This is a genomic window from Legionella sheltonii (assembly GCF_026191355.1).
In the GTDB taxonomy this organism is placed as follows: Bacteria; Pseudomonadota; Gammaproteobacteria; order Legionellales; family Legionellaceae; genus Legionella; species Legionella sheltonii.
Genome location: NZ_JAPHOQ010000004.1, coordinates 119,413 through 135,684, shown reverse-complemented (window position 1 = coordinate 135,684; position 16,272 = coordinate 119,413). Strand labels below are relative to the sequence as shown.

Sequence of the window (16,272 nt, the reverse complement as noted above, 5' to 3'; positions counted from 1 at the left end):
TTAATTAGTCCAACCCGGATTTCGCTGCGCTACACCCAGGTTTCACAATTTTATAAAGTTTAATATGCAAGTGCATATTCCAAATCAGCCTGTAAATCTTCTACATGCTCTATGCCTACTGAGAGCCGAATAAAGCCATCTTCTATTCCTAAGGCTTTACGTTTTTCTGGAGGTATAGAGGCATGGGTCATAATCGCGGGATGCTCAATTAAGCTTTCTACGCCGCCTAGACTTTCAGCTAATGTAAACAATTCGCAGCGAGCAAGAAATCTTTTGGCAGCATCAATGCCCCCATCAATTACCATGGAAATCATACCGCCGAATCCATGCATTTGCTCTTTGGCTAAATGATGTTGTGGATGACTTTTAAGGCCTGGATAGATTATTTTTTTTACTTTGGGTTGACTACTCAGCCAGTTTGCCAGATGGTTCGCATTCTCACAATGTCGTTCCATACGTAACGACAGAGTTTTTAGGCTTCTTAATACCAGAAAACTGTCAAAAGGACCTGCAACACCCCCACAAGAGTTTTGTAGAAAAGCAATTTTGTCACCTAAATTAGGATTATCACCAACAACCACAACCCCACTGACTACATCCGAATGGCCGTTAAGATATTTGGTTGCAGAATGAAGTACTATATCAAATCCTAACTCGATAGGTCTTTGAATCCAAGGTGTTGCAAAAGTATTGTCTGCGACAGCTATAAGATTATGACGTTTTGCTATTTCAGCTATTTCGCGTAAGTTGGCCAGTTTTAACATAGGATTTGAAGGTGTTTCTACCCAGAGCATGCGCGTTTTGGGAGTAATTGCAGCTTCGATATTGTGAGCATGAGACATGTCTACAAAAGAAAAGGATAATCCTGAAGTGCGGGTTTTAACCTTGTCAAATAATCGAAAGGTGCCTCCATAAAGATCATCCATGGCGACAACATGATCTCCTGCATCTAATAAGTCAACAATGGTGTTAATGGCAGCCATTCCAGAGGCAAAAGCAAAACCACGTTGACCTGATTCCAAACTGGCAATGCATCCTTCATAGGCGTCACGAGTAGGGTTATGTGTTCGTGAGTACTCATAGCCCAAATGTTCACCAGGAGCAATTTGTTTGTAGGTTGATGTGGCATAAATAGGCGTCATAACCGCCCCAGTACTTGGGCAAGGTTTTTGACCTGCATGAATGGCTCGAGTTTCAAAGTGATTCTTTTTCATTGGACTATCCTTAAGGGCTATAAATTTTTTATGTCTAATCCTCTTAAGCCTTTTCTAAACTTTACTGGAGCTATCGCACTTCACGCCCTTGAGCGAGTTTGGAAAGAGGTCTATTTATGAAAGAGTGATCTTTTCAGAGTGGTTTATGTAGGATATTCTAGAGGGGGTTCTATAGATAGGCAAGCTCTACTTTGCGGGGTTGTAGCCAGATTGATTGCTATTAAGTTTAAGGTTTTTAATCCTTACCCGATGCCCCTGATCGCGTCACACGGGACATTGGAGGAGAGTTTTCCTCTAGGTAATGGCGGTGGTAGCCAGAGTGTGGTGTAAGTTTAGGCTTCAGGAGCGTTTTGATAATGAAATTTGATCTTCATGCTTTATTTTCAGCAAAATACGCACAATGGATTATTATTGCTTTTATTTCACTTTTTTCCATACTGATAATAGCCGAATACACTCAATTGATATTTTCTCCCATAAAGATAGAAGCAGCTCACGATGTTGGTAAAGAAGTGCCGATAATACCCCAGCAGAATTCCTTCGATGCAATTTTACATTCCTCATTATTTGGTGTTTATGTTTCTAATAATTTATCCAGTATTAAAAAATCCATGCTGAATGTTACTTTAGTAGGAATTTTATTTGCAAATAAGCTAAATAACTCCCAAGTAATTATTCGTTCAGCAACCGGAGAGGAAAAAACTTACAAATTAGGTGATACTATCCCCGGCGGTGCAGTGATCAAGCGAATTATGGCCTCTGGGATTTTGGTTGAACGTAATGGTACATTAGAGAGTTTAAGTTTACCCAAAAATGAATTAATCTTTGAACCAGTGGCTAAGCCTTTAGAAGGGGAATAGGGATTTTATGAGACGTTTATTTAATTTATTAATCGCTGTAATTTTTATTTCTACTCTTGCTGCCTGTGCTACTACAAGTGCAATCAATTTACGTGAAGGGATTGATAGTTTCAGAGTCGAAAATTACCGCAAGGCTTTTATCCGCCTAAAGCCAATAGCGGAGAAAGGCCAACCTGATGCTCAATATGCTGTGGGTTATATGTATTATTATGGTAAAGGAGTAGTTGAAGACCGTAAGAAAGCTTGGTTTTGGATTAATGCCGCCGCAAATTTAGGACAACCTGATGCCAAAGAGGCCGTTCGCATATTGGCTAGCGGGGGTTCATTAAGCTAAAATGTTCCTATTCTTGCAGATAAGGGAAATTTTCGCTCGATATAGTAGGAAGAGCCATTTTGTTAACTACTGATTTAGCTTTTTCAATAATCACAAATTTTTGGCTTCTGATCGTGTAGCTCTGCTGTTTCTACGGCTGCTGCATCCGCATTGAAAAAAGATAATTTATTCTTTGGTACGTCGATCAGCTGTTCATTGCTCAACTTTAATTGTTCAAGAACATTAGGATTTAAAGGAGTACCTTGACGATAAAGCGTGTGAATCGACTGCATGAAATTGTGCCGATATTTGGGTTGATACATGTTACTAATTTCTTTTTGTAATTCCTGTAAATAACTATGTGCATTTGCAGTATATTGGCGGCCTTTTAATAAAAAACACTGTTCCAATAGGCAACTTATCGCAGCAAAGACTTCAACTCGATTTCTGATCATGGGCGAACCGTTAGGCATGTCGGCAACCAAAATATTAATTAATCCAAGCGAAATAATTTGCTCATCATACGATAGCAAATCAGACTTTCTGGCATTTTCAAGAAGAATGTCTAATATTTCTTCTGTCGTATAACAACTTGCCAAAAAAAGTTGCGATGTTTGGATTAAGCAATCAATGGTATCTGAGGCATCAACACTAATACGTGTTTGCATTATTTCATCAGAGTCTACAAAGTCACTTATAATCGATCGCGTAGTACAAAAATGTCCGAAACTGTCTCTATGCTCAATAAATTTCAGAGTTGATTCTTCAAGTTGTTTTGATTTTTCTGGATCAAAACTTACAAAATACAGTTCATCCAGATTAGACAGCATATAAGGATGGCCAATAACCTGTGCATCTATCAATTTGGCTTGAATCAATATATTTCTTAAAAGTGATCCATTAACAAAATGCTGTCGTTTTATTTCTTCTAATATGTGGCCACAGTTATTGCTGATATACGCTCCAATTCGCAGATCGACATGATTATTAAAATCATTCTGGGCATTTCGCTGTAATTCTTGAAGTACTTCTCCTGCATAGCTCCCTTTAGAACATAAACCATACACCTTTCCGCATTGGGGTTGATCGGTATGGAGGAGTCCAAATTTTTGAATGCTTTCATGGATGATTAACGAGAGTTTCCCTTCTTTAACAAGCGATTGAACTTCGGTATTTAAACGCAAATTCTTATACAATGTTGAGGTCGCGTCGATAATAACAGTAACAGGTTTTGTTCGTTTTTTACTGATTATTTCTTGGTTAATTAACCGATTAATATCTATTCCTGGAATAAGACCAGTCTCTGTGACAGTTGGTCCAGTGCAAATTATAAAAACATCGGCATCGGACTTTTTAGTTGCTTTGGTAATGAAATCAAATTCATAATAATTGGTGCCATAAATTTTAATTTTAGGTTTTTTGTTTTGCTCTGTTTTCATTTTTTGCGCCAGATGCATGGCAATGACATATGCATTAGTTCCTGACATGGCCAGTGAGGCGAAAAAAGTAGTTTGTGTTAGTTGTTCCTTTTTTAGATCCAATGTCTGTAACAGTACTTTTTCTGTTTCTTGCTTAAATCGAGAAAAGTCCTTTTCTAAATGAAGCAAGTCTTTTGGCTCTAATAAACAAAGACTGATTTCGTGGATAATTGTATAAAGACAAAATGCGAATTGAGGATAATTATTATCATAAAAATGACAACTTACTTGGAGCATTATGGCGATGCGTTGTATGGCCTTTTGATTTAATTCAGGAAGGTCTATTAAAAGATTTCTTAGCCCCGTCGCCAATTTATTGGTTGAATGTTTTGGGCTTTTAGCAATTAAAAGAAGTTTATTAAATGGTTTACTTTTTAATAAAGCTTCTTTAGTTGTGGGTAGAGTATTAAGAGCAGGGTTGACTTGTTCTGGTTCAATTAGAGGAAGAGGTGGTACTTTAACATTAATCGCAATTTCCCAAGGACTTGCAACCAGACCACAAATACTCAAAATTCCTTTAACTTCATCCGCTCTATAATAGCCATGAGGTATAGCAATTAATGCAATGGAGTGGTTCGTATCTTTAATCACTTGGGGTTGTGGTTTTGTTTTTTGCATTGGTTGGGGAAAATAACGGCTGATAATGTCTTCAGCAGGGGTATTATCGAGCAACGTGACAGGAACATAATCATGAGTGGAACGTGATGGTTCATCAATATTGAAGGAGTCGATTAAACTGTTCAACAAAATTCCAGACAAATCATCATCTCGATGATATCGTGCGTCAGAATATATATAAGGATTTTTGATTTGATTTTTTGAGGTTGGTCTTATTTCAGCTATATGTCTTCCAAATAGAATGTGCGCAGGGATTCTTTGTACTTCCATTCGATCCATCATTGATAAATAAGAACTATAAGGGTTATTTCTTATTTTTTGTTTCATTTTATAGGCACGATAAGTGCGCTGGATTATTGTTGCAGCTCTATTGGCTTTGAATTTTTGTTGTTCATCAGAAAGTTCCTCTTCGATTTTTATGGATGCTTTTTTCTCCACTGGTAAACTCTTTAAAGAAACTCCTTTTTCTTTGACATAATTAACCAAAGGAGTTAAAGACGAACTGGATTGAATAAATTCTTTCATACAAGGAGCATCCAACGAAAAGCCCCTATTATATCCATTGTGAGCTTTGAATAAACATGTTGTAGTGATAAGACAATATTTTGCTGGTAGGTTGTGCTAATCCTAGAGAGTCTATTCGTTCCTTTTCGAACCATTGACCTTGTTGTTCAGCCAATTTGTTACCCAGGATTTTGGTTTTTATGCTGAGGGCATTGATTTCCAAATGAAAATGACTAAAACGGTGTTTAAACGTAATGAGCTGTTGAGGTGTTTCTCCTGATAAGTCATAGTTCAGACGAATGAAATCAAGAGGGCAATCGTCTTCATCCAAACAGGGTAAACACCATAATCCTCCCCATAATCCGGTAGGCGGTCTTTTTTCCAAATAAATATGTCCTTGCTCATTATACAAAACCAGAAATTGTTGACATTGAATGGGTATGGGTTTTTTTATTTTTTTCGTGGGATATAAGTGCTGTTCCTTAAATTTAAAAGCCAGGCAACTATTTTGTAAGGGGCAATTAGTGCAATTTGGACTTTTAGAGGTACAACATAATGCACCTAAATCCATAATTGCTTGAGTGTAGTTGGCACAGTGTTCATTGGGCATGCACGAGTTCGCTAAATCCCACAGTGTTTTTTTTACTTGAGCTTGTTCTGGGTAACCTTTGATCATGAAAAAACGAGTTAAAACTCGTTTTACATTACCATCAAGAATAGCAACGGGTTGATTAAAAGCTTGTGATAAGATGGCTGCTGCAGTAGATGGACCGATTCCAGGGAGTTCTTTTAATAACTGATAATCATCAGGAACAACGCCATTATGTTGTTGCATCACTATTTTTGCCGTCTGATGAAGATTTCTGGCACGACTGTAATAACCAAGTCCTGACCATAAAGAAAGTACTTCATCTTCATCTGCTCGAGCCAAGTCACTAAGGTTGGGAAATCGTTGCATAAAACGTTCGAAATAAGGAATAACTGTTCGTACTTGAGTTTGCTGCAGCATAATTTCAGAAATCCAAACTCTGTAGGGCGTCCGAGGGAGTTGCCAAGGCAGGTTTTGACGTCCATTAAGGGCAAACCAGTGCAATAATGGTTGACTAAATTGTTTGTATAAGTTTTGCTTATCCACGCTGTGATTCTTTGATACTTTATAGTTGGCGTACTGTAAAAAAAGTAATGGCTGAGGTCAATGAGCGAAGTTAATAATTAATGACTCTAGGACGTGTTGACAATTCATCCCCACCGCCTACGTGCCGCGACGTGTTCGCGGCAACCAGCCGATCTTAATCAGTGGCAAATTTCTTCATAAAGATGATGCCATTCTGTATTTAGGTTCTCAATCAAATGTAACTTCCACTGCCTGGGCCAATTTTTGAATCGCTTCTCACGTCGAGCAGCTTCTATACAGGTTTCATGAACCTCATAATAAACCAATATATGTACATTGTACTTAGCTGTAAATCCCGGAATCAGGCTGTTTTTATGTTCCCAGACTCGTTTAATTAAATCGGATGTTGAACCAGCGTATAGTGTACCATTTCGCTTGCTTGCCATAATATAGACATAAATGACTTCATTTGGCTTCCTTGTTTTGATCAGAGTGTTGGACTCAATGCGATGATATCACCTAAATTTCACGGATTACATTGGTAGCCAAATATAGGAACAAGCCATTGCGAGCATTGACGCATCATTTCTCTTCAATTTATCATCTCTTGTGGCAATAGCTCGAAAATGTTTAAGTCGCGCAAATACGTTTTCAACTAGATGACGATATTTGTATAGACCCCAATCAATATCAGCATTCCCAGTTTTAGAGTTCGTCTTCCGAGGAATCATTGGAGTAGATGATTTTTGCCTAATCTGATCTCGAATTTCCTCGCTATCATATCCTTTGTCTGCAATGGTGTAATCAGCTTTAGGGAGTGTTTCAATGAGACCTGAAGCTGCTTTAGCATCATGTACCTCTCCGCCAGTCAATTGAAATTCAATCGGAAGGCGGCAAGCATCAACTGCCCTATGAATTTTTGTTGTATTACCACCAACGGATTTCCCTATTGCTTGATGTTTCTTTCCTATGGCGCCTGAGCTATGTTGATGGGCACGAACGATACTGCCATCAATAAATTCCGATTCAAGATCAGGATGTTGTATGAGCGCTTTGAAAATCATCATCAACTTGTTCTTTGAGGACCAACGATTGAATTGTTGATAGGCAGAATTCCAAAATCCAAACTCTTTAGGTAGGTCTCGCCAAGGGCAGCCTACACGCATGCGATATAACATTGCCTCAACCATCATACGAAGATTAGGTTTGTCATATATCTGATGTTGTAGCATTATCTCCTTTAGCTTAGACCATAGCTCATCACGGAGCATCAGTCTAGCCATTGCAAACTCGTTTTATACTTGATATTGAAATCGATAAATTATGAGTTTGCTCTTATTCATCAATCGATTAGAGCAATGAATTAAGTCCATCTTTAACTTGACCATTTCCTGGATGCCGCGAACACGTCGCGGCACGTAGCCGGTGGGGATAAATTGTCAACACGCCCTAGTTTATAATAAAAAAATTAAAATCGATTCGCTAAGTGTCGATATATAGTCTATCGTTAATAGGGGCCTGTTGTACTCAGGATGAGTAAAAATCAAGCTGAATCATTTGCTAAAGATTGTCGCGAATGCACTTAATGCATTGACGATGGGAGTTTTTTAAAGATTTTTCTGGAAAAGGTCAAAATACTCGAATAAAAGTCTTAAAAAGCTTACAGACTAAATCATTACAGTGAGCGCAGTAAATCTGTTGGTGAGGGATTTAGGGAAAATCAAGGAGAGAGATATGCGCCATAGCCAACACGAAATAGCAGTATTAAAACCTACGGCTGTTTTTTTATCATTTCTTACCTCACAATTGCCTGAGACTAAATTACCGGATCTTCGATTATTGCAAATTGATAATACAGCTTATGTCCTGCAAAAACAAAATTCAGATGATGCTACTTTAAATGAAATAGAAAAATATTTTTCAAAAATGTTTCACCATGAAATTAGTCGCTGGTTAGGTGACAAAGCGCGTCATGCAATAGAAACCAATTTTCTTGATTTTCTTTGTTGTTTTAAATTTGAATTACATAATCATATTCTGTTAATGGAACCTTCCATAGAAAAAAGTCATCAATTACTGCTGATTAAACCTCGTATGGCGTTACTTAATTGGATTAAAGAAAGCTTAGAGGGCCAGGATGATTTGGTAGATGTCATTGAAAAAGTTGAATTATCTCATCTGGAAGAAAATGCCACTGCCCTGGTTAAGAATTTTTCTAACTTGACTGAAATAAAACCTTTTATCAAAGAACATTATATTTCAATTTTTTCAGCAGCTATGAGTCGAATGTCGAGTCAACCTGAGCAATGGCCATCAATCGACTCTTTTCAAGACTTTAGTCACTATTTTGCTATTGAAATACATACTCAATTGATTCATTTGTCTTAATTCAAGGAGTTGACTATGGAGCCTGTCAGTATAGCGCTTATCTGTGCAGCCGTATTAGGAACTGTTGTGGTTTTGGCTGCATTTATCCGACAAATCTTGTTAAGCCGAGACAAACAATTAAATGATGACGCACAAATGAGAGCATTGTCTCAAGAGGTCAAAGAACTGGAGCAGATGCGGGAGCAAATGCAAAATGAGAAACGTTTTGACTCTCACTATCAAATTCTTGGAGTAAATAAAGAAGCGATTAGGTACATTGATACGCAAATCGATGAGATTTTACGTAAAAAAACTGAGTTGATTGAACGTTACGCCCAGACTATTGTGAAAGAGTCTGGCTCAATAGTCAGTGGAGAAATCTCCGCCGATCGTAAAGGCGCTTGTGATCGATTAAGAGAAGAAATCGATCATAAAATCGCTTTTTATGAGAGCGAGCTCAAGCAATTACAAGAAAGAAGAGCTTCTTTATGGGATGCTCATACTGATTTTCAAAGATATCTCTTGAATCAGGAAAAGACACGAAACGCCAGTTTGGATAACGTTTACAAACAGCATTCTGCTTTGTTAGAAAAAGTCTATCTGCGTCATATTGATGATACGGAAATTGTAGCAGTCAAAAGCATGGAGGCATCAACAATGACGTTTAAAGATATGTTTATGATCCCAATACAATTTCTGATGCAATATTTTGGGGTATCAGTCGCACCTGGGATTTCGCTAGTTCAAACACGAGTAGAACATATTGCACGTGCTGAGGTCGATAAAACCCAACGTGACATAAATGATGCAGCACCTGAGAAAAAAGAGAATGTAACGCATAAAGAGGAGAAACAACAGAAACAGACTGACGTCCACCAAAATCAACCACCTGATACCGTCCAGGATGAGGAAGAAGAGAAAGATTCAGCAAAAGCTCGTTCAATGACATTTGCGTGAAAATTATTCTCCTAAGTCATTTAGTGACATTTTTGTTGGTATATATTACAATTCACTTGCATTTAGGAGAATGCAAGATTTGGAGTTAATTGGTGGAGATATATTGAATGGCAAGACATCGTTTTTTATGGTTTAGTACTTTTATGCTATGTTGTCTTCTGGCTTTGCCAGGACATAGTGCTGATGTGAACTCTCTTCTTCCTGATGAACAAAATACAGTGAAAGTTTTTCAAGAAGCGTCACCTAAAGTGGTGTATGTTCACAGATTAGCAACAGTTACAAATAGAGCTGCTGCACGTAAAATGCAAGTACCAGATGGGGCTGGATCAGGGATAGTCTGGAATAATAATGGCTACATAGTGACTAATTATCACGTGATCAAAGGAGCTGACAAGCTGGCTATTTCGTTGGGCAAATTGACGGTACCTGCAAAGGTAGTTGGATCAGAGCCTCGTAAAGATATTGCAGTACTCAAGATCGAATCACCACAGGCTTTGGCTTTACTCAAAGAGTTTAGGCCATTTGAAGTCGTACGTCTTAATGATCTCATGGTCGGACAAAAAGCGATTGCAATCGGCAATCCTTTTGGCCTTGATCACAGTCTATCTAAAGGAGTGATTTCTGCTTTGGGTAGAAAAGTTCCTGGGATTGGCGGAGTAACAATTCGCAATATGATCCAAACAGATACACCAATCAATCCAGGTAACTCAGGTGGCCCATTATTGAATAGTGCTGGGCAGTTAATTGGGATGAATACAATGATCTTTTCTCATTCAGGCACGTCTGCTGGAATTGGTTTTGCTGTACCTGCTGAGGATATTGATCGAATTGTGACTCAAATTATTAAAAATGGTCGAGTAGTGTTGTCTGGTATCGGAATTCAAAGTGTTCCGCCCAGTATTGCCCGTCAATTAGGTATACGTAAAGGAATATTAATCGCTGACATTATACCGAATACTCCCGCAGCTAAAGCACATTTACGAGCGACTCACAGAGATGCTTGGGGTCGTATTGTATTAGGTGATATTATTGTAGCACTTAATGGACATGCAGTGCCTAACTATGATGTTTTGTATAATATGCTTACTGAAATAAAAGTAGGGGAGCAAGTAACCGTTTCCATCCAACGCGGTAGCAAACAAATGGATGTAAAAATGAGAACCATAGATATTGCTGGTGTTTAGGATTTAACAGAAAATCTTCTCTACTAATCTGCTTATGGTCTGGGTTGTACCTTCACTAATCCAGGCTATAAGTTTTTATAAGAATTTAAATTTAAAGATCGCAAATGGGGTTTGTTTAAAATTCTACTGTCTTGATTAAGATACTAGAATTTATCTGCTGAGGAGAATAAGGATGTTACTTAATAAAGAGGATTCACTCTTACTGTTAGTTGATGTACAAGAAAAATTAACACCAGCTGTATTAAATAATGAAGTATTTATCGCAAGATGTGAATGGCTTTTAAAGTTGGCTCAACGCATGAGTGTTCCAATTTTAGTAAGCGAACAATATCCACAAGGTCTTGGTGCCACTTTAGAACAATTTCAAAAGTATTTTAATCCGCAAGAATGTGTTGATAAAGTATCTTTTTCCTGTATGGGTGAACCCACCTATGTTGAACGACTCAAGCAGTTGCATAAAAAACAATTAATCCTTATTGGTATTGAGACTCACGTTTGTGTGTTACAAACTGCATTAGAAATGCGAGAAGCAGGATTTGAAGTTTTTGTTGTTGTTGATGCTGTGAGCTGTCGTGGTGAGCAAAATATGAAATACGGATTGAAACGAATGAAAATCGAAGGGGTACATTTAATTACCTCCGAAATGGTATTTTTTGAATGGTTAAAAAAGGCCGGTACTCCTGAGTTCAAACAACTGAGTAAGGAATTTTTTTAGTAATAATCTGGGTATCTCGTAGCGGCTCCTCGACATTCGAGCGTAGCCTAGCTTTCCTCTGTAATACGGTGCTGCAGGGTGGAGGTTCCTGGCTATCCTCGGGATAACGGAGAGGCGTTGCGCTTCAAACAGACTACAAATCATGGAGAGTAATAGTGAATTTTAAAAATCAAATCGCATTAATTACCGGTGGTGCATCCGGTATGGGTAAAGCATCTGTTCACTACTTACAGAAGCGTGGAATGCGAGTTGTAGCATGGGATAAACAGGAAGATGCCCAAAGCGAAGCTGATTTATTTATCACTTGTGATGTAACTAGTGATGAATCGGTGGAAAAAGCAATGCAACAAACAATAGAACAATTGGGAACTCCAAGAGTTTGTATTAATTGTGCAGGAGTTGCTCCAGCAAAGCGGATTGTTGGAAAAGAGGGGGCTATGCCTTTGGCTGCCTTTAAACAGGTGATTGATATAAATCTTGTAGGAACGTTTAATGTCATGCGAGTGGCAGCGCATGCGATGACTCGTTTAGCGTTGGACAGTGATTCACAGGAACGAGGAGTTATTATTAATACAGCCTCTATTGCTGCATTTGAAGGACAAATTGGGCAAGCGGCATATAGTGCATCTAAGGGTGGGGTCGTTGCCATGACACTTCCAGCGGCACGTGAGTTAGCTCAGTGGGCGATTCGTATCAATACAATTGCCCCTGGATTAATCGCTACCCCAATGTTGCTGAATATGCCGCAAGAGGTACAGGATAATTTAGTAGCAACAATGACTTTTCCCAAACGTTTTGGAAAGCCCGAGGAATTTGCTTCATTAGTGGCACATATTATTGAAAATGAAATGATTAATGGGGAAGTGATACGTCTGGATGGTGCATTGCGCATGCGCTAATCAATTGATGCTTTGTTACCTGGATTAGGCACGCTAATCCAGATTACAAAGAACACAGGCTAGAAGTCACTGAAAGTGTTTTTGCATCAATTGAAGATACTCTCTATCTAGGCTTCTTGATGATGAGTATTTTCTTGAGATGATTGTATATTTCCATTGGCAGTATAAACGCTGATTGCATTTCCTTTATTTCCCGACAGGGTATTGACAATTTCTTGACGGATATAAAGGTTGTTGGTAATAATTTGTCCATTAACTGCATTTAATTCACGACAACGAGATAGAACCTCACCAAGTTTCTTATTTAATTGATTAATGAGAGCCGTTTCGTCAGCACTAGAGTTTTTAAGAAACTCTGATAAAGCCAGATTCATGGGCTCATTGGGATTATTATGATGAATAAGGTGCATGCGTTGTTTGGCGCTTTCTTCCAATTTATTGGATAATTCCTGTTTTTTGTTCGCAAACTCTTCGAGTCTATCGAATTGACGAGATGATAATATTTCTTTTTCTTCAGCCAACAATGAATTGAGTGACTCTACCCAATTAATTTCTTGTTCCAAATGATTACTTAAAACGCTGATCTTATTATCCATATAATTGCCCTTAGAAATTAAGCAGGTTCTACATTTAACATTTTCATGGCAATTTTGTCACTATCAATTTGATAGTTTCCAAGTGCAATTTCTGATTTAAAATATAAAACACGAGCTTCATTGATTTCAGGAGCATCTTTAAGGGAATTTTTTATTGCTTCTAATTGTTTTGAGGTATCACTTATGCTGACAAGTGATGAGGGGTCCTCGATCAAACGTTTAATTTGATCTTGATGTTTCGTTTTTAGACGATTGTCTGAATCTATAGTCTTTACAGGAGCTGCATCACTGATTTGATTAAACATAATTTATCCTCAATCACGTTCGACTTCTATATGTATCGGCTCTTTTTTAAAAATCTTTAGTAAATTTTTAATGTGAAGTTGTTTTCATTCTTACTGTCTTCCCACCGTAACACTGTGCTAACGTTGGACATCCCTCGCTAGGCTCGTGATGACCTTATCTTAATTTTACTAAATAATGACATCAACTTTCTTTGGACCTGAGATTTGGGCCTCAATAATTTTTTTAGAAGATAAGTTGCGTACTTTAATGGTTTCGCCCAGTGAGCCTTCTTCCATAGCAACCCCATCCATACTTACCGTTAAATTATTGTCATTAACAACAATAGAAACACGCTCACCTTTATTAATCAATTTTGCTGCTTCAATATTATGTGGATTCAGTGGACTGTTTGGGGGAATATTGATTTTGCAAATTTGTCCTATGAGGAGATCTTTTTCAGTATAATATCCATGATTTAATTTTTGTACATCCATTTCTGTTTCATAAATATCATCTCGTCTAATTCGGGTTCCTTTGATAAGCGCACGCTTTGACACATATATTGTTTTTAATACAGTGATTTTAACAGGGACATACAAAGACCAGCGATTGTCATTTTCTTGGCATTTAATACCCATAGTACTCGTATTTAAGATAGGAGACTGATAAGGATTAAAAACAACTAAGTGATCTTCAGCACAGGCCTTGAGGTTTAAACGAGAATCAATTTTATCTGCTATTACCTGAATTTTTCCTTCCTTATATGAAGAAAGTTCATTACGAATATGTTGTTCTATCTTATTTGTTAATATTTCAGGTGACTGTATTGCATCAGAATACAATGCAGTGCTTGCAAAAAATAGTAAAACACTTAGTATGCATTTTTTCACAAATAATCCCTCTTTGAGTAACTTGTTGTACTTAGCAAATACTATGCCAATTTTCAGGAGTATTACATGATGATACGTTTTAGCATTTATGCTGTAGTTTTATTGATGGTCCAATTTCCTGTTTATGCAGACAGTCATCATCCTCAAGAATTTTTAAAATCAATTAGTGGTGACAAAAATGAAGGGGAGCAAATTTATCACCATTTTTGTGCAAACTGCCATGCAAGTAAGCCATTAATTTCTTTAGGGGCACCGAGAATTGGCGAGGAAGCGGATTGGAAAGTGCGTTTAAAACAGGGAATGAAAGTACTTTTTGAGCATAGTAATGAAGGTTTAAATGCAATGCCACCTAGGGGAGGATGCTTTGAATGTACTGATAAACAGTTAATGCGCGCGATTCAGTATATGCTCCCAAAACAACCAAAAAAATAATCATTAAATAATCTTTGAGATCACAAAAAAAGCACAATGTAAAAAAAATTTATAAAAAACCCTAAACCTATTTTTAAATCTCCCGATAAAGAAGAAAAGAAGAGGGAGAAATAAAGTGAAAAAATATCTAGTGTTAGTTCCAGTATGTGCTTTAGCTACATCCTGTGCTTCCATGGATAGATCAGTGCCTATTGTAGATGATGCGGGGTACACGCACTATACAATGAGTATGCAATCTGACCATAAGGGATCTAATTATTTTCCTATGAAAAGACCAGCAACAGGGAAAAAAGTGATTGTATTTGATCCTAAAGCCACTGCATGGGCAGCTTACGATAAAGAGGGTAATAGGGTGAATACAGGCAGTGCTTCCGGGGGTAAAGATTTCTGCGAAGATGCAGGTAAACCATGCCGTACTGTTACCGGAACATATAGTATTTATTCTAAAAAAGGGGAAGATTGTACTTCCAGTATTTATCCCTTGGAAACACATGGTGGCGCAAGAATGCCTTATTGTATGCATTTCCATGGTGGTTACTCCATCCATGCAGCATATGAAGTACCCAACTACAATGCAAGCCATGGTTGTATCCGGGTTTTACCTAGTGCAGCAAAATGGTTAAACGAAGACTTTGCTGACATTGGTACTACAGTGATTGTTAAACCATACTAATTCATTTGACAGCAGAGAGCGTTTTCAAGATTGTGTCAAATTAACGTGAATAAAAAACATATCAATCACTACAACTGCCCTGCATAAGCAGGGCTTTTTTTATAGGATTTGCTTCTAATTCTACTTCCCTTCATTTTTACCTACTCCCATCATCCGAGTGCAACAAGGGATCTCCAATGAACATAATACTAAAGCGTGGAGACCCTGGGTGCATATGGTGACAAAGTGTAAACAGACCCGGTAGTCGTTTTTTCAAATAACACCTTGCTAATCAGGGAATCACAATTTACTATCCTATTTTTAAAAAACAAACATGTGGCATTATGATTCTTTGTATTGATGTTGGAAATTCTCATATCTATGGTGGCGTCTTTGATGGAGAAGAAATAAAGCTTCGTTTTCGCCATACATCTAAAGTAACTACATCAGATGAACTGGGAATTTTTTTAAAAAGTGTATTAAGGGAGAATAATTGCTCTCCTGAAGCAATTAAACAAATTGGCATCTGTTCTGTAGTTCCTCAAGTTGATTATTCACTACGTGCGGCATGTGTTAAGTATTTTTCTTTAGAGCCCTTTCTGCTACAAGCGGGGGTTAAAACAGGGCTGAACATCAAATATCGTAACCCTATAGAAGTGGGGGCTGACCGAATTGCCAATGCAATTGCTGCGACGCATACCTATCCAAACCAAAACGTGATTGTGATTGATTTTGGTACCGCAACCACTTTTTGTGTCATTACTGCGCAGAAAGCATATATGGGAGGGGCTATTTTGCCAGGTGTTAGACTCTCAGTAGATGCTTTATCAAAAAATACGGCGAAGCTGCCTGCCGTGGAAATAATAAAAATTGAAAATGCAGTTGGGCGTTCAACGATAGAAAGTATTCAGTCTGGTGTTTTTTACGGTGCAATTGGTGCCTGCCGAGAATTGATTCAACGTCTGAAACAGGAAGCCTTTGGGACAGAAAAAGCTCTGGTATTAGCTACGGGGGGATTTGCTTCTTTATTTGAAAAACAAGAGTTGTATGATCATCTCGTCCCTGATCTGGTTCTGCAAGGCATAAGATTAGCTGCGCTGATGAACAATTAATTAAGGGGACTTACCCTAATTAGGTGACTCAAAAATAACCGTGCAGCAATTACCCTTTAATTAGAACTTATAATTCAGCAAA

18 protein-coding genes are annotated in these 16,272 nt (G+C 37.9%); 10 read left to right on the top strand and 8 right to left on the bottom strand.

What is annotated here, in order from left to right:
• Positions 1 to 59 precede the first annotated feature (59 nt).
• Positions 60 to 1,214, bottom strand: coding sequence for a trans-sulfuration enzyme family protein (locus tag OQJ26_RS05810; protein WP_265702947.1), 1,155 nt, complete (start codon positions 1,212 to 1,214; stop codon positions 60 to 62).
• Positions 1,215 to 1,570: 356 nt separating this feature from the next.
• Between OQJ26_RS05810 and OQJ26_RS05805 the strand changes: the two genes are divergently transcribed.
• A complete protein-coding gene (locus OQJ26_RS05805; protein WP_265702946.1) occupies positions 1,571 to 2,074 on the top strand; it encodes a type II secretion system protein N in 504 nt (167 codons plus the stop codon).
• A 7-nt stretch (positions 2,075 to 2,081) separates the two neighbouring features.
• Positions 2,082 to 2,408, top strand: coding sequence for an SEL1-like repeat protein (locus tag OQJ26_RS05800; RefSeq protein WP_265702945.1), 327 nt, complete (start codon positions 2,082 to 2,084; stop codon positions 2,406 to 2,408).
• A gap of 83 nt (positions 2,409 to 2,491) precedes the next feature.
• Here OQJ26_RS05800 and OQJ26_RS05795 read toward each other — a convergent pair whose 3' ends face one another.
• The 4 genes from OQJ26_RS05795 to OQJ26_RS05780 form a co-directional block, all read right to left on the bottom strand.
• Positions 2,492 to 5,008: an IQ calmodulin-binding motif-containing protein gene (locus OQJ26_RS05795; RefSeq protein ID WP_265702944.1), complete on the bottom strand. Its 2,517-nt coding sequence runs from the start codon at positions 5,006 to 5,008 to the stop codon at positions 2,492 to 2,494.
• 28 nt (positions 5,009 to 5,036) lie between these two features.
• Positions 5,037 to 6,122, bottom strand: coding sequence for an A/G-specific adenine glycosylase (gene mutY, locus OQJ26_RS05790; RefSeq protein WP_265702943.1), 1,086 nt, complete (start codon positions 6,120 to 6,122; stop codon positions 5,037 to 5,039).
• A gap of 158 nt (positions 6,123 to 6,280) precedes the next feature.
• On the bottom strand, positions 6,281 to 6,547 hold the full coding sequence (locus tag OQJ26_RS05785) for a GIY-YIG nuclease family protein (RefSeq protein ID WP_265702942.1): 267 nt from the start codon (positions 6,545 to 6,547) through the stop codon (positions 6,281 to 6,283).
• 87 nt (positions 6,548 to 6,634) lie between these two features.
• Complete coding sequence (locus OQJ26_RS05780; RefSeq protein ID WP_265702941.1) at positions 6,635 to 7,384, bottom strand: IS5 family transposase; 750 nt, start codon at positions 7,382 to 7,384, stop codon at positions 6,635 to 6,637.
• 451 nt (positions 7,385 to 7,835) lie between these two features.
• On the opposite strand from OQJ26_RS05780, the gene OQJ26_RS05775 reads away from it, so the two are divergent.
• From OQJ26_RS05775 to OQJ26_RS05755, 5 genes are all read left to right on the top strand, one after another.
• Entirely contained in the window at positions 7,836 to 8,489 is a 654-nt protein-coding gene (locus OQJ26_RS05775; RefSeq protein WP_265702940.1) for a hypothetical protein, read from the top strand.
• Between the two features lie 15 nt (positions 8,490 to 8,504).
• Positions 8,505 to 9,425: a hypothetical protein gene (locus OQJ26_RS05770; protein WP_265702939.1), complete on the top strand. Its 921-nt coding sequence runs from the start codon at positions 8,505 to 8,507 to the stop codon at positions 9,423 to 9,425.
• 107 nt (positions 9,426 to 9,532) lie between these two features.
• Positions 9,533 to 10,609: a S1C family serine protease gene (locus OQJ26_RS05765; protein ID WP_265702938.1), complete on the top strand. Its 1,077-nt coding sequence runs from the start codon at positions 9,533 to 9,535 to the stop codon at positions 10,607 to 10,609.
• A 172-nt stretch (positions 10,610 to 10,781) separates the two neighbouring features.
• Positions 10,782 to 11,324 (top strand): hydrolase, encoded by a 543-nt coding sequence (locus OQJ26_RS05760; protein WP_265702937.1) that lies wholly within the window; start codon positions 10,782 to 10,784, stop codon positions 11,322 to 11,324.
• Between the two features lie 155 nt (positions 11,325 to 11,479).
• The gene (locus OQJ26_RS05755) at positions 11,480 to 12,223 is read left to right on the top strand and encodes an SDR family NAD(P)-dependent oxidoreductase (RefSeq protein ID WP_265702936.1); all 744 of its coding nucleotides are present in this window, start codon (positions 11,480 to 11,482) and stop codon (positions 12,221 to 12,223) included.
• A 107-nt stretch (positions 12,224 to 12,330) separates the two neighbouring features.
• Here the strand turns inward: OQJ26_RS05755 and OQJ26_RS05750 are convergent, their stop codons facing one another.
• The 3 genes from OQJ26_RS05750 to flgA all read right to left on the bottom strand — a co-directional run bounded on the left by OQJ26_RS05750 (position 12,331) and on the right by flgA (position 13,994).
• On the bottom strand, positions 12,331 to 12,819 hold the full coding sequence (locus OQJ26_RS05750; RefSeq protein WP_265702935.1) for a flagella synthesis protein FlgN: 489 nt from the start codon (positions 12,817 to 12,819) through the stop codon (positions 12,331 to 12,333).
• Between the two features lie 17 nt (positions 12,820 to 12,836).
• Complete coding sequence (gene flgM / locus OQJ26_RS05745; protein ID WP_028382212.1) at positions 12,837 to 13,124, bottom strand: flagellar biosynthesis anti-sigma factor FlgM; 288 nt, start codon at positions 13,122 to 13,124, stop codon at positions 12,837 to 12,839.
• Positions 13,125 to 13,292: 168 nt separating this feature from the next.
• Entirely contained in the window at positions 13,293 to 13,994 is a 702-nt protein-coding gene (flgA, locus tag OQJ26_RS05740) for a flagellar basal body P-ring formation chaperone FlgA (protein ID WP_265702934.1), read from the bottom strand.
• A 66-nt stretch (positions 13,995 to 14,060) separates the two neighbouring features.
• On the opposite strand from flgA, the gene OQJ26_RS05735 reads away from it, so the two are divergent.
• The 3 genes from OQJ26_RS05735 to OQJ26_RS05725 all read left to right on the top strand — a co-directional run bounded on the left by OQJ26_RS05735 (position 14,061) and on the right by OQJ26_RS05725 (position 16,190).
• Positions 14,061 to 14,426: a c-type cytochrome gene (locus tag OQJ26_RS05735; RefSeq protein ID WP_265702933.1), complete on the top strand. Its 366-nt coding sequence runs from the start codon at positions 14,061 to 14,063 to the stop codon at positions 14,424 to 14,426.
• Between the two features lie 115 nt (positions 14,427 to 14,541).
• Positions 14,542 to 15,099: a L,D-transpeptidase gene (locus OQJ26_RS05730; protein ID WP_265702932.1), complete on the top strand. Its 558-nt coding sequence runs from the start codon at positions 14,542 to 14,544 to the stop codon at positions 15,097 to 15,099.
• 323 nt (positions 15,100 to 15,422) lie between these two features.
• Positions 15,423 to 16,190 carry a type III pantothenate kinase gene (locus OQJ26_RS05725; RefSeq protein ID WP_265702931.1) on the top strand — a complete coding sequence of 256 codons (768 nt, stop codon included), beginning with the start codon at positions 15,423 to 15,425 and terminating at the stop codon, positions 16,188 to 16,190.
• Positions 16,191 to 16,272 lie beyond the last annotated feature (82 nt).